This is a genomic window from Roseibium aggregatum, assembly GCF_017309185.1.
GTDB lineage: Bacteria > Pseudomonadota > Alphaproteobacteria > Rhizobiales > Stappiaceae > Roseibium > Roseibium aggregatum_B.
In genome coordinates, this window is the sequence record NZ_JAEKJZ010000001.1 from 2615989 (window position 1) to 2637665 (window position 21677).

Here is a 21677-nt window from a genome sequence, read left to right on the forward strand (position 1 = left end):
AGAGGCAAACACAAAAGCAAAAAGCCACCGAACGGGCGGCGGCTTCTGGCTCTTTTCTGTTGCGCCGCTTTATGCGGAGCGGATCTGGTCGAGAAAGCCGCGCATTTCCCTGTCCAGATGCTCCGCGTCCGTCGCCATGTTGGCGGCTTGATCGGAAAAATCCTGCGCCGCGGAATTTGCGTCGCTCGACAAAGAAGAAACATTGCGAATGTCTTCGGTCACCTTGGATGTGCCTCCCGCAGCCCGCTGCGTGTTTTCGGCAATCCCCTGGGTCGCGTAGCTTTGCTCCGTTACCGCGGCCGAAACCTCGCTGACCGACTTGGTGATCTCGTCGATGGTCTTCTGAATGTCTCCGATCGCGTCGACGGCTTCGTCGGTGGCACCCCGGATCGCATCGATCTGCTGCTGAATTTCGCCCGTGGCCTTGCCGGTCTGGGAAGCCAGTTCCTTGACCTCGGAAGCGACGACGGCAAACCCCTTGCCGGCTTCGCCCGCGCGCGCCGCCTCGATCGTGGCATTCAGCGCCAGAAGGTTTGTCTGATCCGCGATGTCGCTGATCAAGGTTACGACCTCGCCGATCCTGTTCGCGGCCTCGGCCAGCGATTTGACGGTCTGGTTGGTGGACTCCGCCCTTTTTGTGGCGGCCGACGCCACTTCGGAAGAACGTTCGATCAAAGTCGATATTTCCTGAATGGAGCTCGAAAGCTGATCGGAGGCCGCCGCAATGGATTCCACCTCGGCAAGAGTGGTTTCCGACATGGCCGCGGCGTTCACGGAGGTTTCGCCGGCAGTGTCGGTCATGCTGCGCATCTTTTCGGCGGACTCGCGCAAGGAAGCCGCCGAATGGGCAACCTTGTCAACGACCGTGCCGACCGTTGCCTCAAACTCGCCGGCAAGGCTTGAAAGCATTTCCTTGCGCTGTTCGGCCTGATGGCGTGCCGCGTCGGCTTCTTCCGCCGCACGGCGTTCGTTGTCCTCCGCCGCGTTCTGACGGATCTGAAGGACAGCGCGGCCGATGTCGCCGATTTCGTCCTTGCGGCTCGCGGCCTTGATGCTGGTCGCCAGATCGCCTGCGGCAATCGCATTCAGGGCACCGACCATGGTCGACAGAGGTCCGGTGATCGAGCGGGAAAAGACCAGGGCGATGACCGCGGCAACGGCAATCGTTGCCAAAGACCAGAGGAACATCTGGTTACGCATGTTGGTCACGGCCGCCAGGGTCTCTTCAACGCTTTTTTCCGCGACGATGGCCCAATTGTGGCCAAGAAACTTAAACGGCCGCGCCACCATGAGATCCGCAACACCGTCTTCCCCCGTCACGATTTCAGCCGTTTCAGCACCTTCCGCTGCCGCCAGGGCCGGCTTCGCTCCGGTATGCGCAACAAGCGCTGTTGGCGCGTCCGACAACGGCAAATCGGTCAAGAGGCGCCCGTCCCCGTCGATCATGTAAACCTGACCGGTGTCGCCGAGGTTTTCTCGGCTGGCGGCAACCTGGTTCAGAAACGAGGACCCGAGCCGGATCATGGCAACACCGCCCAGGGAAACCGAACCGAATGAATTGATGTAAACCGGAGAAGCAAGAAACAGGGATCCTTCTTCTCCGGCCGGTCCGAAGGGCTCAAACACGCTGGAGACCACCTGCCCCTCCTCAAGTTTCAGTGCGGACCTGAAGGTGGCTTCGAACCCCGTACCATCGACGGAATCACCCTCGCCGATCCTTTGCAGGAACTCATTTCCCTTCGTCACCGAATAAAGAACGAGGCCATCCGGCCCGATCAGATAGAGATCGGCATAGCCCCCGTTTTTCCAGACGTTGTAAAAGCCCTGGTGCGCTTCCGCATGCCGCCAGGCGTACATAGTTTTTTGTTTTTCCCCGGTCAGCTTGGCGCGTTCTTCAGCCGACTGAGGCGACTGGAAGAAACTGAAGATCTCATCCTTTTCCGAAGACAGGTTCTGTGTCGCGTTCGTGAGATTGCTCAAAGGCTCTCCGACACTTGAGGCCAGATTGATTGTCTCGACCTCTGCGGCGCGCAACTTGCTCTTCAATAGAGCGGATCTGGCGGCGATCACCATTGCCAATTCCGCTTTGCCGGCCTTTTGCAGGCCGTCGCGGCCAGACATGTAGCCGATGAAACCGACTGCCGTACAGGCGGCGACCGTAATGACGATCATCAAAGCCGGAATAACAAAGGAAAGGCGGAGCGAAGTCGAAATCTTCTTGTCGCCGGATTTCTTTTTGCCAGTCAAAGCGGACCCCCTAACATCAGTTGCATCTCTTGCATGCCACTAGGAATGATAGGTGTCCTTCCTTAAATCATTGATAATTTAGACAATAGTTATCTCGAGTTTCAGTCCGGAAGCGTAAAAAAAAGGCGGGCTCAAACTGCCCGCCTTTTCCTGAAATCCTGCATCGCGCTGACTTACGCAGCGTCTTCCGATGCTTCTTCCGCTTCCACGCGTGCGCGGTCTTCCGCTCCCCGGGCTTCCGGATCGCGGTCGACGAGTTCGATCACCGCCAGCGGCGCGTTGTCACCGTACCGGAACCCGGCCTTGAGTACACGGGAATAACCGCCGTTGCGCTCCTTGTAACGCTCGCCGAGCGTGTCAAAAAGCTTGGCGACCATGGCCGTGTCGCGAATCTGCGAAATGGCCTGACGGCGTGCATGAAGATCGCCGCGCTTGCCCAACGTAATGAGCTTGTCGATGATCGGCTTCATTTCTTTAGCTTTCGGCAGGGTCGTGACGATCTGTTCGTGTTTGATCAGCGACGCTGCCATGTTCGCGAACATCGCCTTGCGGTGGCTGGATGTCCGGTTGAGCTTGCGGCCGGATTTACCGTGGCGCATGGCCCTCTCCTTTTTCTTTCAGGCAGTCTGCTCGTTATCCTTCAACAGCACTTGCCCGGTTGATCCAACAAGGACGCGTACGCCCCTTAATACTGATGATCTTCGTAGCGCTTGGCGAGATCGTCGATGTTCTCAGGCGGCCAATTGGCAACCTCCATGCCAAGATGGAGACCCATCTGGGCAAGAACTTCCTTGATCTCGTTGAGCGACTTGCGGCCGAAATTCGGCGTGCGCAGCATTTCCGCTTCGGTCTTCTGAATGAGATCGCCAATATACACGATATTGTCGTTCTTCAGGCAGTTCGCGGAGCGGACGGAAAGTTCCAGCTCGTCGACCTTCTTCAGAAGCGCCGGGTTGAACGCCAGTTCCGGGACAGTGTCCTCGGCAACTTCGCGCTGCGGCTCTTCGAAATTAACGAAGATCGAAAGCTGATCCTGCAGAATGCGTGCGGCAAAGGCCACGGCGTCATCCGGCTTCACCGATCCGTCGGTTTCGACGGTCAGTGTCAGCTTGTCGTAGTCGAGAACCTGTCCTTCACGGGTGTTTTCCACCTTGTAGGACACCTTCTTGACCGGCGAATACAGGCTGTCGACCGGAATGAGACCGATGGGGGCGTCTTCCGGACGGTTCCGGTCGGAAGAATGGTAACCCTTGCCGGTGTTGACGGTGAACTCCATGCGGATTTCGGCGCCTTCGTCCAACGTGCAAAGCACAAGATCCGGGTTGAGCACTTCCACATCGCCGACAGTCTGAATGTCTCCGGCGGTCACGACACCAGGACCCTGTTTGCGCACAACCATGCGCTTGGGGCCCTCGCCTTCCATGCGGATGGCGATTTCCTTGATGTTAAGAACAATGTCGGTGACATCTTCGCGCACGCCCGGGATCGACGAAAACTCGTGCAGCACGCCATCGATCTGAACGGCGGTGACGGCAGCCCCCTGCAGAGAGGACAGAAGAATGCGGCGCAGCGCATTCCCCAGGGTCAAACCGTAGCCACGCTCGAGCGGCTCGGCAACGACTGTTGCCAAGAAGCGCGGGTCGTCGCCCGGCTTGATCTCGAGTTTGGTCGGCTTGATCAGTTCCTGCCAGTTTTTTTGAATGGTCACGTTTGCGTCCCTTCGGCTATCCCGCCCGGCTCTTCAGGCCAGGCTATTCTTTGCCATTTGGAGAAACAGGTACCTAAAGCTGGAAAGCCTTAGACGCGGCGGCGCTTGCGCGGACGGCAGCCATTGTGCGGAATCGGCGTCACGTCGCGGATCGACGTGATAAGGAAACCGGCAGCCTGCAAGGCGCGCAAAGCGGATTCACGGCCTGAACCCGGACCACGGACTTCAACTTCCAGAGTGCGCATGCCATGTTCCGCCGCTTTCTTTGCAGCGTCCTCGGCAGCAACCTGAGCGGCATACGGGGTCGACTTTCGAGACCCCTTGAAACCGAGCGCGCCGGCCGACGACCAGGAGATCGCGTTGCCCTGCGCATCGGTGATCGTAATCATGGTGTTGTTGAACGTGGAGTTCACATGCGCAACACCGGAGGAGATGTTCTTGCGCTCACGGCGACGCACGCGAGTCGTGTCTTTTGCCATTCTCTTATCCTTTTTTTGATCTCGTCACTGCCGTAATGCCGGCAGCTCCACCACCAATCGCCAAATGTTGATTACTTCTTCTTGCCCGCGATCGGTTTCGCCGGACCCTTGCGGGTACGTGCGTTCGTATGCGTCCGCTGACCGCGAACCGGGAGGCCACGGCGGTGACGCAGGCCGCGATAGCAGCCCAGGTCCATCAGACGTTTGATGTTCATTGCAGTTTCGCGGCGAAGATCGCCTTCCACGAGGTAGTCGCGGTCGATGGTTTCGCGAATCTGCAGAACTTCCGAATCGGAAAGCTCATTCACACGGCGCGCCGGCTCGATATTCACCTTTTCGATGATTTCCTGAGCGAATTTGGGGCCAATGCCGTGAATGTACTGAAGCGCGATAACAACGCGCTTGTTCGTCGGGATGTTAACGCCAGCAATACGTGCCACGTCTATCTCCATGGTAAGCGGCTGTGCGCAAAGCACTGGCCGCAGTGGGTAAATCCCGCGTCCGGTGGAGGCCGGCCCTTGCGGGGTACGAAAATGCCGGGGGAACCCCGGCACAGAGAATGCCGGTCCCACTTTCATGGAACCGGCTCAACTGTAAGGTAGAGCGCGTCGTTTAACGGTTCTAAACCTTTTCGTCAAGTCCTTGCAGAACAGAATCGATCGCCGCGGTCACTTCTTCGATGGACTGCATTCCGTCTACCACCGTAAGAAGGCCGGTCTTCTCGTAATACGGAACGACAACAGCGGTATCGCGATTATATGCTTCAAGCCGGTCCTTGAACACTTCCGGGTCATCGTCCTTGCGCACCGGTTGACCGGCAGCCTTCGCGTCTTCGGCGCGCTTGATGATGCGGTCGACGAGCTTGGTCTGGTCGACCCGAAGCTCAATGACCGCATCCAGCTTCAGGTTGCCCTGATCGAGCATCCCATCCAACGCTTCGGCCTGAGCGATGGTGCGCGGGAAACCGTCCAGTATGAAACCGTTCCTCGCGTCATCCTCGGCGATCCGGTCGCGAATGATACCGACAACGATTTCGTCGGAAACAAGACCGCCTGCATCCATTACCGCCTTAGCCTGGAGACCGATCGGAGTTTCCGCGGCAACGGCAGCACGCAGCATGTCGCCGGTGGAAAGCTGCGGAATGGAGTATTTCTCAACGAGGTGGGCCGCTTGCGTTCCCTTCCCCGCCCCCGGCGGTCCTACCAGAATAAGCCTCATCGACGTCTCCCCCTGAGTTTCGCTTTTTTCACCAGCCCCTCATATTGATGCGCGAGCAGGTGTCCCTGTATTTGTGACACTGTATCCATTGTCACGCTCACGACAATAAGCAAAGAGGTGCCCCCGAAATAAAACGGAACGCCAGTCGCCGAAATAAGGAATTCGGGTAATAGACAAACGATGGTGATGTAGATGGCGCCGACCACGGTGATACGCGTCAAAACGTGATCGATATACTGCGCTGTCCGCTCACCCGGACGAATACCCGGAATAAAACCGCCGTGTTTCTTGAGGTTGTCCGCCGTGTCGCTCGGATTGAACACAATGGCGGTATAAAAGAAACAGAAGAAGATGATCATCGCCGCGTAAAAGACCATATACAACGGCTGCCCGTGACCGAGCGCGGCGGTAATGTAAGTCAGCCACTCGTTTCCAGCGCCCTGACCGAAGCCGGCAACCGTTGCCGGAACCAGCAGAAGGGAGGAAGCGAAAATCGGCGGAATCACACCGGCGGTGTTCAGTTTCAACGGCAGGAATGAGGTATTTCCCTCAAACATGCGGTTGCCCATCTGACGCTTCGGATACTGGATCAGAAGACGCCGCTGCGCTCTTTCCATGAAGACGATGACGGCAATAACAACCACGGCCAGGATGATCACAGCAAGGATGATCCAGGTCGCAAGCGACCCCTGGCGGCCCAGCTCGAGGGTCTGCACGATCGCTGCGGGCAGGCCTGCGACGATCCCGGCAAAGATAATCAGCGATATCCCATTACCGATCCCGCGCGAGGTGATCTGCTCGCCGAGCCACATCAGGAACATGGTGCCGCCGACCAGCGTTATGACCGTGGACGCCCTGAAGAACCAGCCCGGATCGGTGACGACATTTGTCGCGCCTTCCAGACCGACCGCAATCCCGTACGCCTGGAAAGCCGCCAGAATAACGGTCCCGTAGCGGGTGTACTGGTTGATGACTTTCCGGCCCTGATCGCCTTCCTTCTTCATCTGCTCCAGAGACGGCACCACGGTCGTCATCAGCTGCATGATAATGGAGGCGGAAATATACGGCATGATGCCGAGCGCAAAGATCGCCATGCGTTCGACGGCGCCGCCGGCGAACATGTTGAACATGCCGATGATGCCCGACTGGGCCTGGCCGAAGGCCTGCGCGAACGCTTCAGGGTTGATACCGGGCATCGGAATATAGGTGCCCAGTCGATAAACCAAAAGCGCCCCCAGTGTGAACCAGATGCGCTTTTTGAGTTCCTCAGCCTTGGCGAAAGCTGAAAAGTTTAGATTTGACGCCAGTTGCTCGGCGGCCGATGCCATGCCCTACTCCGGTCGTAGAATGCCCACAAAAGGGTGAAGCCCAGGCTGTTAAGCCTGAGCTCCCAAAACGGCGACCTTGCCGCCTGCTTTTTCGATCGCTTCAACGGCACCCTTGGAGGCACCTGCGACTTCGAAGGTCACTGCCGCGGTGATTTCACCGTTTGCGACAATACGCACACCGTCGCGAACCCGCTTGACGACACCGGCGGCCTTCAGAGCCTCCACGGTGACGGTCTCGGACGCGTTCAGCTTACCGGCGTCGATCGCCTTCTGAACGCGGCCAACGGACACGGTGTTGAAGTCCTTGGCGAAGATGTTCGTGAAACCGCGCTTCGGCAGACGGCGGTGAAGCGGCATCTGACCGCCTTCAAAGCCTTTGATCGCCACGCCGGAGCGGGACTTCTGTCCCTTGACGCCACGGCCGCCGGTCTTGCCTTTGCCGGATCCGATACCGCGACCAACGCGCATGCGCTCTTTCACGGCACCTTCGTTGTCACGAAGTTCGTTGAGCTTCATTTGTTTTCTCCTCACCCCGTCCTTATGCGTTGTCTTCGACGACGCGAACGAGATGCTGGACCTTATTGATCATTCCGCGCACTTCCGGAGTGTCCTTCAGTGTGGAACGGCGGTGCATCTTGTTCAGGCCAAGACCGACAAGCGTCGCGCGCTGGTCCTTCGGACGGCGCAGCGGGCTGCCGATCTGTTCGACCGTAACAGTCTTTTCTGAGTTCGCCATGGAACCTACCCTCTTTCAACTGGTGGCCGGAACCGCCGAGGTCAAGCCTCGGCGGAAGCCGGAGCCGCCTCGTCGGTGTTGTCGCGGCGCCGCGACTGCAGCACCGAGACCTTGAGTCCACGGCGGGCAGCGACGGAGCGCGGGCTGTCTTCCCTGGTCAACGCAGCGAAAGTTGCGCGTACCATGTTGTAGGGGTTCGAAGTCCCCAGCGACTTTGCCACAACGTCCTGAACGCCAAGCGTTTCGAAAACGGCGCGCATCGGTCCGCCGGCGATGATACCGGTACCGGCCGGTGCGGCGCGCAACAGCACCTTGCCGGCTCCGTGACGGCCTTCCACATCGTGGTGGAGGGTCCGGCCTTCGCGCAGCGGCACACGGATCATCGTGCGCTTTGCGGCTTCTGTTGCCTTGCGGATGGCTTCCGGCACTTCGCGTGCCTTGCCATGACCGAAGCCGACACGGCCCTTTTGATCACCAACCACGACGAGGGCTGCGAAACCGAACCGGCGGCCACCCTTGACCACTTTGGCTACGCGGTTGATGTGCACGAGCTTGTCGACGAATTCGCTGTCTCGCTCTTCGCGATCGCGATTATCCTGTCTCGCCATATTATACGTCTTCCGTTCTTAAGAGCGCCAACGGGCGCTGGTCAGAATTCAAGTCCACCTTCGCGGGCCGCATCGGCGAGCGCTTTCACGCGCCCATGATACATGTACCCGCCCCGGTCGAACACGACCTGCTTGACGCCGGCGGCAACTGCACGCTCGGCGACAAGCTTGCCAACGGCCGCGGCTGCGGCAACGTCGGCGCCCGTCTTCAGGCTGCCCTTGAGATCGTTTTCGATCGTGGAGGCAGAGACAATCGTATGTCCCTTCGCATCGTCGATGATCTGGGCGTAGATCTGCTTCGACGAGCGGAAGATGGAAAGGCGCGGGCGGCCGCCAGCGGCTTTCTTGATCGAACGGCGCACGCGATCGCGGCGGCGCTCGAAAGCTTGTTTGCTGTTCGCCATGATCCTGATCCGTTACTTCTTCTTGCCTTCTTTGCGAACGATGAACTCGTCCGCATAACGAACGCCCTTGCCCTTGTAGGGCTCCGGCGGACGGAACTCGCGGATTTCAGCCGCCACCTGGCCGACACGCTGTTTGTCGGTGCCGGTGATGTTGATTTCCGTCGGTTTCGGGCACTTGATTTCGATGCCGTCCGGGATCGGATAGACAACGTCGTGCGAGAAACCCAGAGCAAGCTGAAGGTTCTGCCCCTGGATCTGGGCGCGATAACCGACGCCGGTGATCGCGAGGTCTTTCTTGAAGCCCTCGGTAACACCCGTGATCAGGTTCGCGACCATCGTCCGGCTCATGCCCCACATGGAGCGTGCCGGCTTGGAGGTATTGCGCGGATCGATTTTGATCCCGTCATCAGTGATTTCGGCCAGAACGAGATCATTGAGCACAAAAGACTTTTCGCCTTTCGGGCCCTTGATCGTAACCGTCTGACCGTCGATCGATGCCGTTACCCCGCTCGGCACGGGGACTGGCTTTTTGCCAATACGAGACATATGACCAACCTTGTCGTTTTATAAAGAGCGAGCCCGCCGCGTCAGAAGACGCGGCAAAGAACCTCGCCACCTACGTTTTCTTCCCGCGCCTGATGGTCGCTCATGACGCCGCGCGGAGTCGAAATGATCGACACGCCCAGGCCATTGGAGACATGCGGGATGTTCTTCACCGAAGAGTACACGCGGCGGCCCGGCTTGGAGACCCGCTCGATTGTGCGGATGACCGGTTCACCGTCGAAATACTTCAGTTCGATTTCCAACTCGGACTTACCGCCCTCGTAGTCAACCGTGGTGTAGCCACGGATGTAGCCCTCTTTTGCGAGCACATCAAGTACGTGCGCGCGCAATTTGGAATTTGGTGAGCTGACCTTGTTCTTGCGACGCATCTGAGCGTTGCGAATCCGGGTCAGCATATCCCCCAACGGATCTGAAATTGCCATCGGAGTATCTCCTTACCAGCTCGACTTGACCAGGCCCGGGATCTTGCCCAGGGAGCCCAGTTCACGAAGCGCGATACGCGACATCTTCAGCTTGCGGTAATAACCGCGCGGGCGGCCGGACACTTCGCAACGGTTGCGAATGCGGTTCGGCGCGGAGTTCCGCGGCAATTTCGCCAGCTTCAGGCGTGCGTTGAAACGCTCTTCAAGAGACAGGCTTTCATCCTTAGCCATTGCCTTCAGAGCCGCGCGCTTCTCAGCATATTTCTTGACAAGCCGCTCGCGCCGCTTGTTTTTTTCGACTGCGCTTTTCTTCGCCATCGTCGTTCCCTTCCTTGCCCGTTACTTCGTGAACGGGAAGTTGAACGCGCGCAGAAGCTCGCGCGCCTCGTCATCCGTCGGCGCCGTGGTGCACACGATCACGTCCATGCCCCAGATCTGATCGACCTTGTCGTATTCGATCTCGGGAAACACGATGTGTTCCTTGATGCCCATGGCGTAATTGCCACGACCGTCGAAGCTTTTCGGGTTCAGGCCCCGGAAGTCACGAACGCGCGGCAGCGCGATGGTGATCAGACGGTCCATGAATTCGAACATCTGCTGGCGGCGCAGGGTCACCTTGACGCCAAGCGGCATGCCTTCACGAACCTTGAAGGTCGCGATGGATTTTTTGGCCTTGGTGATCACCGGCTTCTGACCGGCAATCGCAGCCAGGTCATCCGCCGCGGTCCGCGCCTTCTTGCTGTCGCCAACCGCTTCACCGACACCGATGTTCAGGACGATCTTTTCCAGCTGCGGAACCTGCATGACGTTCTTGTACTGGAATTTTTCAAGAAGCTGCTTGCGCACGACTTCGTCGTAATGCGTTTTCAGACGCGGCACGTTAGTGGTCTCAGCCATCGATCAGGTCTCCCGAACGCTTGGCCACACGGACCTTGGTGCCATCGTCCTGCACTTTGAAGCCGACGCGGGTCGCCTTGCCGTCCTTCGGATCGGCCAGCGCAACGTTGGACAGGTGAATCGGGGCCTCTTTCGAGACAATCCCGGCTTCCTGGGTCTGCGTCTGCTTCTGGTGGCGCTGAACCATGTTGATACCGCGGACCAGAGCCTTGTTGTCGGCCGGCATCAGCTGAATGACTTCGCCGGACCTGCCCTTGTCACGACCGGTCAGCACGACCACCGTGTCGCCTTTTTTAATTTTCGCAGCCATCAGAGCACCTCCGGCGCGAGCGAAATGATCTTCATGTGGTTCTTTGCACGGAGTTCGCGCGGCACCGGGCCGAAGATACGCGTACCGACCGGCTCCTTGTTGTTATTCACCAGCACGGCCGCATTGCGGTCGAACCGGATCACGCTGCCATCGGGACGGCGGATATCCTTAGCCGTGCGCACGACGACAGCCTTCATCACGTCGCCCTTTTTGACACGGCCCCGCGGAATTGCCTCTTTGACGGAGACGACGATGATGTCGCCTACCTGGGCATATTTACGCTTGGAGCCGCCGAGCACTTTGATGCACATGACACGACGGGCGCCGGAGTTGTCGGCGACGTCGAGGTTTGTTTGCATCTGAATCATGACTGGCTGCCTTGTTCTTCTTGTGGCGCTCGTTTCGCGGGCGCCTGATGCTCACTCTGTCAGAGAGCGGTCACTGGGTGACCACAGTCCAACGTTTGTTTTTCGAGATCGGCGCGCACTCTTCGATCTGGACAGTGTCGCCAACCTTGTACTGGTTGTTTTCGTCGTGTGCGCGGTACTTCTTGGTCCGGCGCACGGTCTTTTTCAAAAGCGGGTGCGTGAAGCGGCGCTCCACATTCACCGTCACCGTCTTGTCATTGGCGTCGCCGACAACGGTGCCCTGCAGGATACGCTTTGGCATAGCCGTCTCCTTAAGCGTTCGCCGACACGCGCTTTTCGCGCATGATCGTCTGGATGCGCGCGATGTCGCGGCGGATCTGCCGGACACGCGCAGTGTTTTCAAGCTGACCCGTTGCCTTCTGGAAGCGCAGGTTGAACTGCTCTTTCTTCAGGCCTTCGAGCTCCGTGCGAAGCTCATCGAGGGTCTTGGCCCGTACATCGGTAGCCTTCATGGCTTAAACTCCTCGCCTGCCTTACTCGCCGATACGCTGAACGAATCGGCACTTGATCGGCAGCTTGGCAGCCGCAAGACGCATGGCTTCACGAGCCACATCTTCCGGCACACCGTCGATTTCGAACATGATCCGGCCAGGCTTGACGCGGCAAGCCCAGAAATCCGGAGAACCCTTACCCTTACCCATGCGGACTTCGGCAGGTTTCGAAGAAACCGGAAGGTCCGGGAAGATACGGATCCAAACACGACCCGCACGCTTCATGTGGCGGGTCATAGCACGACGGGCCGCTTCGATCTGACGTGCCGTTACACGCTCCGGCTCAACAGCCTTCAGACCGAATGCGCCGAAGTTGAGGTCGGTGCCCCCCTTCGACAAGCCGTGAATGCGGCCCTTGTGCTGCTTGCGGAACTTTGTGCGCTTCGGTTGCAGCATCGTTCTTCTCTCGTCTTTCTTATCTTACGAGCAGGCGGCAGCTTGAATTAAGCTACGCGCTCGCGGCCCCGATCCCGGCGTCCGCCGCGATCACCCTGGTTTCCGTCCGACACGGCCGTTGCACGGCGTTCGGACGCCATCGGGTCGTGTTCCAGAATTTCACCCTTGAAGATCCAGACCTTCACGCCGCACACGCCGTAAGCCGTGTGTGCGCTCGCAACACCGTAGTCGATGTCGGCACGCAGCGTGTGAAGCGGAACCCGGCCTTCGCGGTACCATTCGATACGTGCGATTTCCGCGCCGCCGAGACGGCCGCCACAGTTGATCCGGATGCCCTGGGCGCCGAGACGCATGGCGGACTGAACGGCCCGCTTCATGGCGCGGCGGAAGGCAACACGGCGTTCCAGCTGCTGTGCGATCGAAGCCGCAACCAGGGTAGCGTCGATTTCCGGCTTGCGAACTTCAACGATGTTGATGTGCACTTCCGAATTGGTGATGTCGGCGATCTTCTTGCGAAGACGTTCGATATCCGCACCCTTCTTGCCGATGACCACACCCGGACGACCGGAGTGAATGGAAACGCGGCACTTCTTGTGCGGACGCTCGATAACAACCTTAGAGACTGCGGCCTGCTTCAGTTCCTTCAGCAGGAACTCACGGATGCGGAAATCTTCGTGCAGAAGATCGCCGTATTCGTTCTTGTTCGCGTACCAGCGGGAATCCCAGGTGCGGTTGATCCCAAGGCGCATGCCGATCGGGTTTGTCTTGTGTCCCATCAGGCAGTCTCCTCAACTTCGCGCACGACAATGGTCAGGTTCGAGAACGGCTTCTCGATCCGGCCAACACGTCCGCGTGCACGGGCCTGGAACCGCTTGATGACAAAGGCCTTGCCAACATGGGCTTCGGCAACCACCAGGTTGTCGATGTCCAGGTCATGATTGTTTTCCGCGTTGGCAACGGCGGACATCAAGGTCTTCTTGACGTCCTGCGCAATGCGCTTGCGGGAGAATGTCAGGTCCGCGATCGCGGAACCGACTTTTTTACCACGGATCGAGGCCGCAACGAGGTTCAGCTTGCGGGGGGAAACGCGGATCATCCGCGTCATTGCCCGTGCCTCATTGTCAGCGAGCGTCCGCTCACCCTTCGGCTTGCCCATCGTTACTTCCTCTTCGCCTTCTTGTCGGCGCCATGTCCGTAATAGGTCCGGCTCGGAGAAAATTCGCCGAACTTGTGACCGATCATTTCTTCAGACACCAGCACCGGAACGTGCTTTTGACCGTTGTAGACGCCGAAGGTCAAACCGACGAACTGCGGCAGGATCGTCGAGCGGCGGCTCCAGGTCTTGATGACCTCGTTCCGGCCGGACTCGCGGACCTTGTCAGCTTTCTTCAGCAGATACCCGTCGACAAACGGACCTTTCCAGATCGAACGTGCCACGATCCTTGTCCTTTACTTCTTACGCGCGTGGCGGCTGCGGACGATATACTTATCGGTCTGCTTGTTGCGCCGCGTGCGCTTGCCTTTGGTCGGTTTACCCCAAGGAGTAACCGGATGACGACCGCCGGAGGTCCGGCCTTCACCACCGCCATGCGGGTGGTCGATCGGGTTCATGGCGACGCCGCGCGTATGCGGGCGAATGCCAAGCCAGCGGGAACGGCCGGCCTTGCCGTGGTTCACGTTGCCGTGGTCCGGATTGGACACGGCGCCGATGGAAGCCATGCAGGTGCCAAGCACACGGCGCTGCTCGCCGGACATAAGGCGCAGCGTGGTGTAACCCTGGTCGCGGCCGACAATCTGAACGAATGCACCTGCGGACCGCGCGATCTGCGCGCCCTTGCCGGGCTTCAGCTCGATGTTGTGAACGATCGTACCGACCGGAATGCGCGACAGCGGTGCTGCGTTACCCGGTTTGATGTCGACGTTCTCGCCTGCGACGACCGTGTCGCCAGCGGCCAGGCGCTGCGGAGCCAGAATGTAGCTCAGCTCGCCGTCTTCATAGCGGATCAGCGCGATGAATGCGGTCCGGTTCGGATCGTATTCCAGACGCTCGACGGTCGCCGGAACGTCCCACTTGCGACGCTTGAAGTCCACAAGGCGGTAGGTTCGCTTGTGACCGCCGCCGCGGTTCGGAGACGTCAGACGGCCGGTGTTGTTGCGTCCACCGCTCTTGGAGAGGCCTTCGGTCAAAGTTTTGACCGGCTTGCCCTTCCACAGACCGGACCTGTCAACCTGAACGAGCTGACGGCGGCCCGGAGACGTCGGATTGAATGTCTTGAGTGCCATTTTCTTATGTCCCCGTCTTAGAGCCCGGTGGTCACGTCAATGCCGTGACCTTCCTGCAGCGTTACGACGGCCTTTTTAAAGTCGGACTGGCGGCCAAGACGTCCGCGGAAGCGCTTGACCTTGCCCTTGCGGACGAGGGTGTTCACCGCCGTGACCTTGACACCGAACAGAGCTTCGACTGCGGCCTTGATTTCCGGCTTGGTTGCGTCGTTAGCAACCTTGAAGACAACCTTGTTCTCTTCGGAAGCCATCGTCGACTTTTCGGTGATCACCGGGCCGACAATCTTGTCGTAGTGAGGAAGTTTGCTCATTTAAAGCGCTCCTCAAGTGCGGACACCGCAGCCTTGGTCAACACCAGGGTGTTGGCCTGCAGGATGTCGTAAACGTTGATGCCCTGAACCGGCAGCACATCCAGGTGAGGAATGTTGCGTGAAGCCAGTGCGAAATTGTTGTCGACTTCGGCGCCGTCGATAACAAGAGCGCTGCTGAGACCGAGCTTCGCGAGCTGGCTCTTCAGGGCCTTGGTCTTGGCTTCGGCCGCCTTGGCGTCTTCAACGACGACAATGCTGTCTGCCTTGGCTTTCGCCGACAGAGCATGTTTCAGTCCGAGAGCGCGCACTTTCTTGGGCAGGTCGTGGCCGTGGTCCCGAACGATCGGACCGAAAGCCTTGCCGCCGCCGCGAAACTGCGGAGCTTTCCTGTTGCCGTGGCGCGCACCGCCGGAGCCCTTCTGGCGGACGAATTTCTTCGTCGTGCCGGAAACTTCCGAACGGCCCAGCGACTTGTGGGTGCCCGCCTGGCGCTTTGCCAGCTGCCAGCGCACCACACGGTGGATCAAATCGGTGCGCGGCTCGAGACCGAAGATCTCGTCAGACACCGTGATCGAACCGGCCGCCCCACCTTCGAGGGTCTTGACCTCAAGTTCCATCACTCACTCTCCTTCCCGGCAGCCTCAGTCGCTTCGGATGCCTTGAAAGCACCCGGAACCGGAACGTTTTCCGGCAGCGCCTTTTTGATCGCGTCGCGAACCAGGATCCAGCCGCCCTTGGCGCCCGGAACAGAGCCCTCGACCATGATCAGGCCACGCTCAACATCGATGCGCACAACCTTCAGGTTCTGCGTGGTCACGCGGACGTCGCCCATGTGACCGGCCATTTTCTTGCCCTTGAACACGCGGCCCGGGTCCTGACACTGACCGGTGGAACCGTGTGAACGGTGCGAGATCGAATTACCGTGCGACGCACGGCCACCGCCGAAGTTGTGACGCTTCATCGCACCGGCAAAACCCTTACCGATGGAATTTCCGGTCACGTCGACGAACTGGCCCTCGACAAAGTGATCGGCGGTCAGCTCGGCGCCGACATCGATCATGTTGCCTTCGGACACGCGGAATTCCACGACGGTCCGCTTGGGCTCGACCTGTGCCACGGCGAAATGGCCGCGCAGCGCCTTCGGCGTATTCTTAACTTTCCGGGTACCCGCACCAAGCTGCAGCGCGGTGTAACCGTTCTTTTCTTCGGTCCGGTGGGCTACCACCTGGCAATTTTCCAGCCGCAGAACGGTAACCGGAACATGCTCGCCTGCATCGTTGTAGATGCGGGTCATGCCCACTTTCTGAGCGATCACTCCAGAACGCATGGTTTTGTCCCCTTCGATCCGGCTTACAGCTTGATCTCGACGTCCACACCAGCGGCCAGGTCGAGCTTCATCAGCGCGTCCACCGTCTGGGGCGTCGGATCAACGATGTCGAGAAGGCGCTTGTGTGTGCGCATCTCGAACTGATCGCGGCTTTTCTTATCGATATGCGGTCCGCGAAGCACGGTGTACTTCTCAATCCGCGTCGGCAGCGGCACGGGACCCCGCACCTGAGCACCGGTCCGCTTCGCCGTATTGACGATCTCCTTGGTGGAGGCGTCCAGAATACGGTGGTCAAACGCCTTCAAGCGGATCCGGATGTTCTGACCGTTCATTGTTATTGTTCCCAATAAGACTGCGGGCCTGCCCGCGTTTCGTTAAAGCCGCCGGCAGGCCCGGCTGTCGATTACTCGATGATGGAAGCGACGACGCCGGCGCCGACGGTACGGCCACCTTCGCGGATCGCGAAGCGCAGGCCTTCTTCCATGGCGATCGGCACGATCAGCTCAACGTCAACCGACACGTTGTCGCCCGGCATGACCATTTCCGTGCCTTCCGGAAGAGAAACCACGCCGGTCACGTCCGTCGTGCGGAAGTAGAACTGCGGACGGTAGTTCGTGAAGAACGGCGTGTGACGGCCACCCTCTTCCTTCGTCAGGATGTAGGCCTCGGCCTTGAACTTCGTGTGCGGCGTAACCGAACCCGGCTTGCAGAGAACCTGGCCACGCTCGACTTCCTCACGGCCAACGCCGCGGATCAGAGCGCCGATGTTGTCGCCCGCTTCGCCGCTGTCCAGCAGCTTGCGGAACATTTCAACGCCGGTAACCGTCGTCTTCGCCGTGTCCTTGATGCCGACGATCTCGACTTCCTCACCAACCTTGATGATGCCACGCTCGACACGGCCGGTCACAACCGTACCGCGGCCGGAGATCGAGAACACGTCTTCGATCGGCATCAGGAACGGCTGATCCTTCGGACGCTCAGGCGTCGGGATGTAATCGTCGACCGCTGCCATCAGCTCGCGGATCGCGTCGCGGCCAATGGCCGGATCGCGGTTCTCAACGGCCGCAAGAGCGGAGCCCTTGACGATCGGAATGTCGTCGCCCGGGAACTCGTAAGAGGACAGAAGCTCGCGGATTTCCATCTCGACAAGCTCAAGCAGCTCTTCGTCGTCGACCTGGTCGACCTTGTTCATGAAAACGACCAGGGCCGGAACGCCAACCTGACGCGCAAGCAGGATATGCTCGCGGGTCTGCGGCATCGGGCCGTCAGCCGAGGACACGACCAGAATGCCGCCGTCCATCTGCGCCGCACCCGTGATCATGTTCTTCACGTAGTCGGCGTGACCAGGGCAGTCAACGTGAGCGTAGTGACGGTTTTCCGTCTCATACTCAACGTGCGCCGTGGAGATGGTGATGCCGCGCGCCTTTTCTTCCGGCGCACCGTCAATCTCGTCGTAAGCTTTGGCTTCCGCGCCGCCGGCTTCTGCCAGCGTCATGGTGATTGCTGCGGTCAGCGTCGTCTTGCCGTGGTCAACGTGGCCAATCGTGCCAATGTTGACGTGCGGTTTCGTGCGCTCAAATTTTTCCTTCGCCATCGGATTACTCCGTTTCTCTATTTCTTCTTGACGTTAAGAGGTTGGGGATCAGGCGTATTTCGCCTGAACCTCTTCGGCGACAGCCTGCGGCACCTGCTCGTAGTGATCGAACACCATCGAATACTGGGCACGGCCTTGTGACATGGAACGCAAGTTGTTCACGTAACCAAACATGTTGGCCAGCGGAACCATTGCGGTGATGACGGTGACGATGCCCCGGTTCTCCGTGCCCGCGATCTGACCGCGGCGGGAGTTCAGGTCACCGATAACGTCACCCATGTAGTCTTCCGGCGTAACAACCTCGACCTTCATGATCGGCTCGAGCAGTTTCGGGCCGGCCTTCTGGATCGCTTCGCGGAAACCGGCACGGCCGGCGATTTCGAAGGCGAGCACGGATGAGTCGACGTCGTGGTAAGCACCGTCGGTCAGGATTGCCTTGATGTCGAGCATCGGGAAGCCTGCCAGCGGGCCGGACGACATGACGCTTTCGATACCTTTGGTAACACCCGGAATGTATTCCTTCGGAACGTTACCGCCGACAATCTTGCTTTCGAAGACATAACCTTCATTCGGCTCGGCCGGCTCGATGGTGAGCTTGATGCGAGCGAACTGACCGGAACCACCGGACTGCTTCTTGTGGGTGTAGTCCACTTCGGCGGTCTTGGTGATGGTTTCGCGGTAAGCCACCTGCGGCGCACCGATGTTGGCCTCGACCTTGAATTCACGCTTCATGCGGTCGACGATGATGTCCAGGTGCAATTCGCCCATTCCGGCAATGATCGTCTGACCGGACTCTTCGTCCGTCTTCACGCGGAAAGACGGATCTTCCGCAGCCAGGCGGTTCAGGGCCAGGCCCATCTTCTCCTGGTCGCCCTTGGTTTTCGGCTCAACAGCGATCTCGATCACCGGCTCGGGGAATTCCATGCGCTCCAGGATCACCGGCTTCAGGGGATCGCAGAGCGTGTCGCCCGTGGTGGTGTCCTTCAGGCCCGCGATAGCAACGATATCGCCGGCATAGGCCACATCGATGTCTTCACGGGAGTTGGAGTGCATCTGCATCATCCGGCCGACGCGCTCACGCTTTTCCTTGACGGTGTTGAGCAGGGACACACCCTTGTTCAGAACACCGGAATAGATGCGGCAGAACGTCAGCGATCCGACGAACGGGTCGTTTGCGATCTTGAACGCCAGAAGGCCCAGCGGCTCTTCGTCCGAAGACTTGCGCAGCAGCTCTTCTTCGGTCTTCGGATCGATCCCCTTGATGTCCGGCACTTCGACCGGGCTCGGCAGGTAATCGACGACCGCGTCGAGAAGCGGCTGAACGCCCTTGTTCTTGAACGCGGACCCACAGAAGACGGGGACAAAATCGTTGTTGATGGTGCCCTTGCGGATCAGTTTCTTGATCGTTTCCATGGAGGGCTCTTCGCCTTCCAGGTAGGCTTCCATGGCGGCTTCGTCGATTTCGACAACCGTCTCGATCAGAGCGTCGCGCGCTTCCTGGGCACGGTCAACCAGATCGGCCGGGATGTCGACGACGTCCCAGGCAGCGCCGAGGTTTTCGGACTGCCAGATGAGAGCCTTCATTTCCAGAAGGTCGACGACACCGGCGAATTCGTTCTCGGCACCAACGTTCAGCTGCATGACCAGCGGGGTGCAGCCAAGGCGCTTCTCGATCATCTCGACGCAGCGATCGAAATCGGCACCGAGCTTGTCCATCTTGTTGACGAAGATCATCCGCGGAACGTGATACTTGTCGGCCTGACGCCAGACAGTCTCGGTCTGCGGCTCAACGCCGGCGTTTGCGTCCAGAAGGGCGACAGCACCGTCGAGCACGCGCAGCGAACGTTCGACTTCAATGGTGAAGTCAACGTGGCCCGGGGTGTCGATGATGTTCAGACGCTTTTCTTTCCAGAAAGCGGTGGTCGCAGCAGAGGTGATCGTGATGCCACGCTCCTGCTCCTGCTCCATCCAGTCCATGGTGGCTGCGCCGTCATGGACTTCGCCGATCTTGTGGCTCTTACCCGTGTAGTAAAGGATCCGCTCGGTGGTAGTTGTCTTACCTGCATCGATGTGAGCCATGATGCCGAAATTGCGGTAGTCCTCGATTTTATGCGTGCGCGACATAGCGTCAGCCCTTCGAAGTCACAAATTACCAGCGATAGTGCGAGAACGCGCGGTTGGCGTCAGCCATCCGGTGCGTGTCTTCGCGCTTCTTGACAGCGGTACCACGGTTGTTTGCCGCATCGAGCAGCTCGCCGGACAGGCGATCGATCATCGTGGTTTCGTTGCGGTTGCGCGCAGCGGCGATAAGCCAGCGGATCGCCAGCGCCTGGCGACGCTCGTTACGAACCTCGACCGGAACCTGGTAGGTCGCACCACCAACACGGCGGGAGCGCACTTCCACTTGCGGCATAACGTTCTCAAGAGCTGCGTGGAACACTTCGATCGGGTTCTCACGCGCCTTGTTCTCGACGACGTCGAAGGCACCGTAGACGATGCGTTCTGCAGCCGACTTCTTGCCGTCATACATGATCGAGTTCATGAACTTGGTGACGACAACATCCCCGAACTTCGGATCCGGGTTGATTTCGCGTTTTTCAGCGCGGTGACGACGGGACATCTTACGTGCTCCTTACTTCGGCCGCTTGGCGCCGTATTTCGAACGGCGCTGCTTACGATCCTTGACGCCCTGGGTATCGAGCACACCACGGATGATGTGGTAGCGGACACCCGGCAAATCCTTGACGCGGCCGCCGCGGATCATCACCACCGAGTGCTCTTGAAGGTTGTGACCTTCACCCGGGATGTAGCCAATGACTTCGAAGCCGTTGGTCAGGCGGATCTTGGCCACCTTACGCAGAGCCGAGTTCGGCTTCTTCGGCGTAGTGGTATAAACGCGGGTGCAAACACCACGCTTCTGCGGGCAGGCCTCCATGGCCGGCACTTTGTTCCGCTTCGCCGGATCTTTCCGCGGCTTGCGGATCAACTGGTTGATGGTCGGCATTCTGTGCCCTTTACCTTGTCCATCCAAAAATTCGTCTGCAACTGCAGTCCTCCGCAGACCTTGACACCCTTCGGCAAGAAGCCTTCAAGCATGCAAAATCGCGCCCGCGCGCTCACAGAAGAGCGGCCGGCGCTGCGAAAAACCAGAGGACCACGAGTTGCCCCGCGGTCATGCAATCGACGCGTATATTCGCCTATCTAACCCGACAGCGTTTAAGAGGACTGGGTCCTGCGCCTTGATCAGCGCTGGACGGGTTCGCTCTTACCGCCTGTCCTTGGGATGCGCGGAAACTACTCATATGCACCCATTGCGTCAAGTGATTTATCGAAAAAACCGCAAATCCCGCCACGGAGCCGGTCGCAGTGCATTTTCAAAAGAATTTCCGGGACTTGGAACAATTTGTAGCCGCTTTAAGGAGCGGTTTTGTAATTTTATTGCGTGACTTCAACCTGTCACCCTTGGCTGTTTGGAATCAAACGCACGGTCGACGGCTAGCCGGCGCCATGGCCCCTGCCCGGCTCGCCCGTTATCTGGCCTTGAAGCAGGTTCTTCCGGAGATTCGTGTCCGGTGCATCAGCCCGCAAAGGTCACGATGGCCACATTTCCCGACAGTGCGTCCTGATATGCGCCTTCGTAGACCGGATCGTCGGGCTCGCCGTCCATGATTCCGATCTGATCGAGTTCCGCTTCCGCAAACCCCTGTGCCGAAAGCGACTCGAGTGTCTTGCGCACCGCATCGTCGTCATCGGGCGCCGTCAGTAGCGCATGGATCGTGATGGCATCGTCGGGACTGGCATCTTCGTCTTGCCAGACACGGCCAATGACGATGTAGACAACCGGCTCCAGATCCAATTCATTATCGTTCATCGCTGATCATCCTGTTCCAGACTTCATACAGAAAGGCCGCCCGGAGGCGGCCTTT

The 21677-nt window shown here is 59.1% G+C and carries 33 protein-coding genes; all 33 read right to left on the minus strand.

All coding sequences use genetic code 11. The features are described from left to right. Nucleotides 1–69: 69 nt before the first annotated feature. On the minus strand, nt 70–2247 hold the full coding sequence (locus JF539_RS11405; protein WP_209017098.1) for a methyl-accepting chemotaxis protein: 2178 nt from the start codon (nt 2245–2247) through the stop codon (nt 70–72). Nucleotides 2248–2420: 173 nt separating this feature from the next. Then, nucleotides 2421–2846, minus strand: a complete 426-nt coding sequence (gene rplQ / locus JF539_RS11410) for a 50S ribosomal protein L17 (RefSeq protein ID WP_207140504.1) — start codon at nt 2844–2846, stop codon at nt 2421–2423. An 86-nt stretch (nt 2847–2932) separates the two neighbouring features. Next, the gene (locus JF539_RS11415; protein WP_008190287.1) at nt 2933–3955 is read right to left on the minus strand and encodes a DNA-directed RNA polymerase subunit alpha; all 1023 of its coding nucleotides are present in this window, start codon (nt 3953–3955) and stop codon (nt 2933–2935) included. Nucleotides 3956–4044: 89 nt separating this feature from the next. Beyond that, the gene (rpsK, locus tag JF539_RS11420; RefSeq protein WP_006936427.1) at nt 4045–4434 is read right to left on the minus strand and encodes a 30S ribosomal protein S11; all 390 of its coding nucleotides are present in this window, start codon (nt 4432–4434) and stop codon (nt 4045–4047) included. 71 nt (nt 4435–4505) lie between these two features. Next, nucleotides 4506–4874 (minus strand): 30S ribosomal protein S13, encoded by a 369-nt coding sequence (gene rpsM / locus JF539_RS11425; protein ID WP_207140942.1) that lies wholly within the window; start codon nt 4872–4874, stop codon nt 4506–4508. 181 nt (nt 4875–5055) lie between these two features. Further along, complete coding sequence (locus JF539_RS11430; RefSeq protein ID WP_207140505.1) at nt 5056–5652, minus strand: adenylate kinase; 597 nt, start codon at nt 5650–5652, stop codon at nt 5056–5058. Then, the gene (secY, locus tag JF539_RS11435; RefSeq protein ID WP_207140506.1) at nt 5649–6980 is read right to left on the minus strand and encodes a preprotein translocase subunit SecY; all 1332 of its coding nucleotides are present in this window, start codon (nt 6978–6980) and stop codon (nt 5649–5651) included. Before secY ends, JF539_RS11430 begins: the two co-directional genes overlap by 4 nt. Before the next feature lie 48 nt (nt 6981–7028). After that, nucleotides 7029–7496, minus strand: coding sequence for a 50S ribosomal protein L15 (rplO, locus tag JF539_RS11440; RefSeq protein ID WP_207140507.1), 468 nt, complete (start codon nt 7494–7496; stop codon nt 7029–7031). A 22-nt stretch (nt 7497–7518) separates the two neighbouring features. Further along, nucleotides 7519–7716, minus strand: a complete 198-nt coding sequence (gene rpmD, locus JF539_RS11445) for a 50S ribosomal protein L30 (RefSeq protein WP_207140508.1) — start codon at nt 7714–7716, stop codon at nt 7519–7521. Between the two features lie 41 nt (nt 7717–7757). Next, the gene (gene rpsE / locus JF539_RS11450) at nt 7758–8324 is read right to left on the minus strand and encodes a 30S ribosomal protein S5 (RefSeq protein ID WP_207140509.1); all 567 of its coding nucleotides are present in this window, start codon (nt 8322–8324) and stop codon (nt 7758–7760) included. A gap of 41 nt (nt 8325–8365) precedes the next feature. Beyond that, nucleotides 8366–8728, minus strand: a complete 363-nt coding sequence (rplR, locus tag JF539_RS11455; protein ID WP_207140510.1) for a 50S ribosomal protein L18 — start codon at nt 8726–8728, stop codon at nt 8366–8368. Between the two features lie 12 nt (nt 8729–8740). Next, complete coding sequence (rplF, locus tag JF539_RS11460; protein ID WP_207140511.1) at nt 8741–9274, minus strand: 50S ribosomal protein L6; 534 nt, start codon at nt 9272–9274, stop codon at nt 8741–8743. 41 nt (nt 9275–9315) lie between these two features. Then, the gene (gene rpsH / locus JF539_RS11465; RefSeq protein ID WP_207140512.1) at nt 9316–9714 is read right to left on the minus strand and encodes a 30S ribosomal protein S8; all 399 of its coding nucleotides are present in this window, start codon (nt 9712–9714) and stop codon (nt 9316–9318) included. 12 nt (nt 9715–9726) lie between these two features. Further along, a complete protein-coding gene (rpsN, locus tag JF539_RS11470; protein ID WP_207140515.1) occupies nt 9727–10032 on the minus strand; it encodes a 30S ribosomal protein S14 in 306 nt (101 codons plus the stop codon). 21 nt (nt 10033–10053) lie between these two features. Beyond that, nucleotides 10054–10611, minus strand: coding sequence for a 50S ribosomal protein L5 (rplE, locus tag JF539_RS11475; protein WP_209017100.1), 558 nt, complete (start codon nt 10609–10611; stop codon nt 10054–10056). Beyond that, complete coding sequence (gene rplX / locus JF539_RS11480; protein WP_207140517.1) at nt 10604–10921, minus strand: 50S ribosomal protein L24; 318 nt, start codon at nt 10919–10921, stop codon at nt 10604–10606. Before rplX ends, rplE begins: the two co-directional genes overlap by 8 nt. Further along, nucleotides 10921–11289, minus strand: coding sequence for a 50S ribosomal protein L14 (gene rplN, locus JF539_RS11485; RefSeq protein WP_008191626.1), 369 nt, complete (start codon nt 11287–11289; stop codon nt 10921–10923). The genes rplX and rplN overlap by 1 nt, the downstream gene beginning before the upstream one ends. 70 nt (nt 11290–11359) lie before the next feature. Then, nucleotides 11360–11590, minus strand: a complete 231-nt coding sequence (gene rpsQ / locus JF539_RS11490) for a 30S ribosomal protein S17 (RefSeq protein WP_207140519.1) — start codon at nt 11588–11590, stop codon at nt 11360–11362. 10 nt (nt 11591–11600) lie between these two features. Then, a complete protein-coding gene (rpmC, locus tag JF539_RS11495; protein ID WP_094071095.1) occupies nt 11601–11801 on the minus strand; it encodes a 50S ribosomal protein L29 in 201 nt (66 codons plus the stop codon). Nucleotides 11802–11822: 21 nt separating this feature from the next. Beyond that, nucleotides 11823–12236 carry a 50S ribosomal protein L16 gene (gene rplP / locus JF539_RS11500; RefSeq protein WP_207140520.1) on the minus strand — a complete coding sequence of 138 codons (414 nt, stop codon included), beginning with the start codon at nt 12234–12236 and terminating at the stop codon, nt 11823–11825. A 47-nt stretch (nt 12237–12283) separates the two neighbouring features. Continuing rightward, nucleotides 12284–13012, minus strand: coding sequence for a 30S ribosomal protein S3 (gene rpsC / locus JF539_RS11505; protein WP_207140521.1), 729 nt, complete (start codon nt 13010–13012; stop codon nt 12284–12286). Beyond that, nucleotides 13012–13392, minus strand: a complete 381-nt coding sequence (rplV, locus tag JF539_RS11510; RefSeq protein ID WP_207140522.1) for a 50S ribosomal protein L22 — start codon at nt 13390–13392, stop codon at nt 13012–13014. Before rplV ends, rpsC begins: the two co-directional genes overlap by 1 nt. Before the next feature lie 2 nt (nt 13393–13394). Further along, entirely contained in the window at nt 13395–13673 is a 279-nt protein-coding gene (gene rpsS, locus JF539_RS11515; protein WP_022998243.1) for a 30S ribosomal protein S19, read from the minus strand. A 12-nt stretch (nt 13674–13685) separates the two neighbouring features. Then, nucleotides 13686–14519, minus strand: a complete 834-nt coding sequence (gene rplB, locus JF539_RS11520) for a 50S ribosomal protein L2 (protein ID WP_207140523.1) — start codon at nt 14517–14519, stop codon at nt 13686–13688. A 17-nt stretch (nt 14520–14536) separates the two neighbouring features. Then, nucleotides 14537–14830, minus strand: coding sequence for a 50S ribosomal protein L23 (locus JF539_RS11525; protein WP_029061773.1), 294 nt, complete (start codon nt 14828–14830; stop codon nt 14537–14539). Then, nucleotides 14827–15447 (minus strand): 50S ribosomal protein L4, encoded by a 621-nt coding sequence (gene rplD, locus JF539_RS11530; protein WP_207140524.1) that lies wholly within the window; start codon nt 15445–15447, stop codon nt 14827–14829. The genes JF539_RS11525 and rplD overlap by 4 nt, the downstream gene beginning before the upstream one ends. Then, nucleotides 15447–16157, minus strand: coding sequence for a 50S ribosomal protein L3 (gene rplC, locus JF539_RS11535; RefSeq protein ID WP_207140525.1), 711 nt, complete (start codon nt 16155–16157; stop codon nt 15447–15449). The genes rplD and rplC overlap by 1 nt, the downstream gene beginning before the upstream one ends. 23 nt (nt 16158–16180) lie before the next feature. Next, a complete protein-coding gene (rpsJ, locus tag JF539_RS11540) occupies nt 16181–16489 on the minus strand; it encodes a 30S ribosomal protein S10 (RefSeq protein WP_006936455.1) in 309 nt (102 codons plus the stop codon). Nucleotides 16490–16560: 71 nt separating this feature from the next. Continuing rightward, complete coding sequence (gene tuf, locus JF539_RS11545; protein ID WP_207140526.1) at nt 16561–17751, minus strand: elongation factor Tu; 1191 nt, start codon at nt 17749–17751, stop codon at nt 16561–16563. A gap of 48 nt (nt 17752–17799) precedes the next feature. Then, on the minus strand, nt 17800–19875 hold the full coding sequence (gene fusA / locus JF539_RS11550) for an elongation factor G (protein WP_207140528.1): 2076 nt from the start codon (nt 19873–19875) through the stop codon (nt 17800–17802). A 25-nt stretch (nt 19876–19900) separates the two neighbouring features. After that, a complete protein-coding gene (rpsG, locus tag JF539_RS11555) occupies nt 19901–20371 on the minus strand; it encodes a 30S ribosomal protein S7 (RefSeq protein ID WP_207140529.1) in 471 nt (156 codons plus the stop codon). Between the two features lie 12 nt (nt 20372–20383). Next, a complete protein-coding gene (gene rpsL, locus JF539_RS11560) occupies nt 20384–20755 on the minus strand; it encodes a 30S ribosomal protein S12 (RefSeq protein WP_093187939.1) in 372 nt (123 codons plus the stop codon). A 573-nt stretch (nt 20756–21328) separates the two neighbouring features. Continuing rightward, nucleotides 21329–21622: a regulator gene (locus JF539_RS11565; RefSeq protein ID WP_207140531.1), complete on the minus strand. Its 294-nt coding sequence runs from the start codon at nt 21620–21622 to the stop codon at nt 21329–21331. Nucleotides 21623–21677 lie beyond the last annotated feature (55 nt).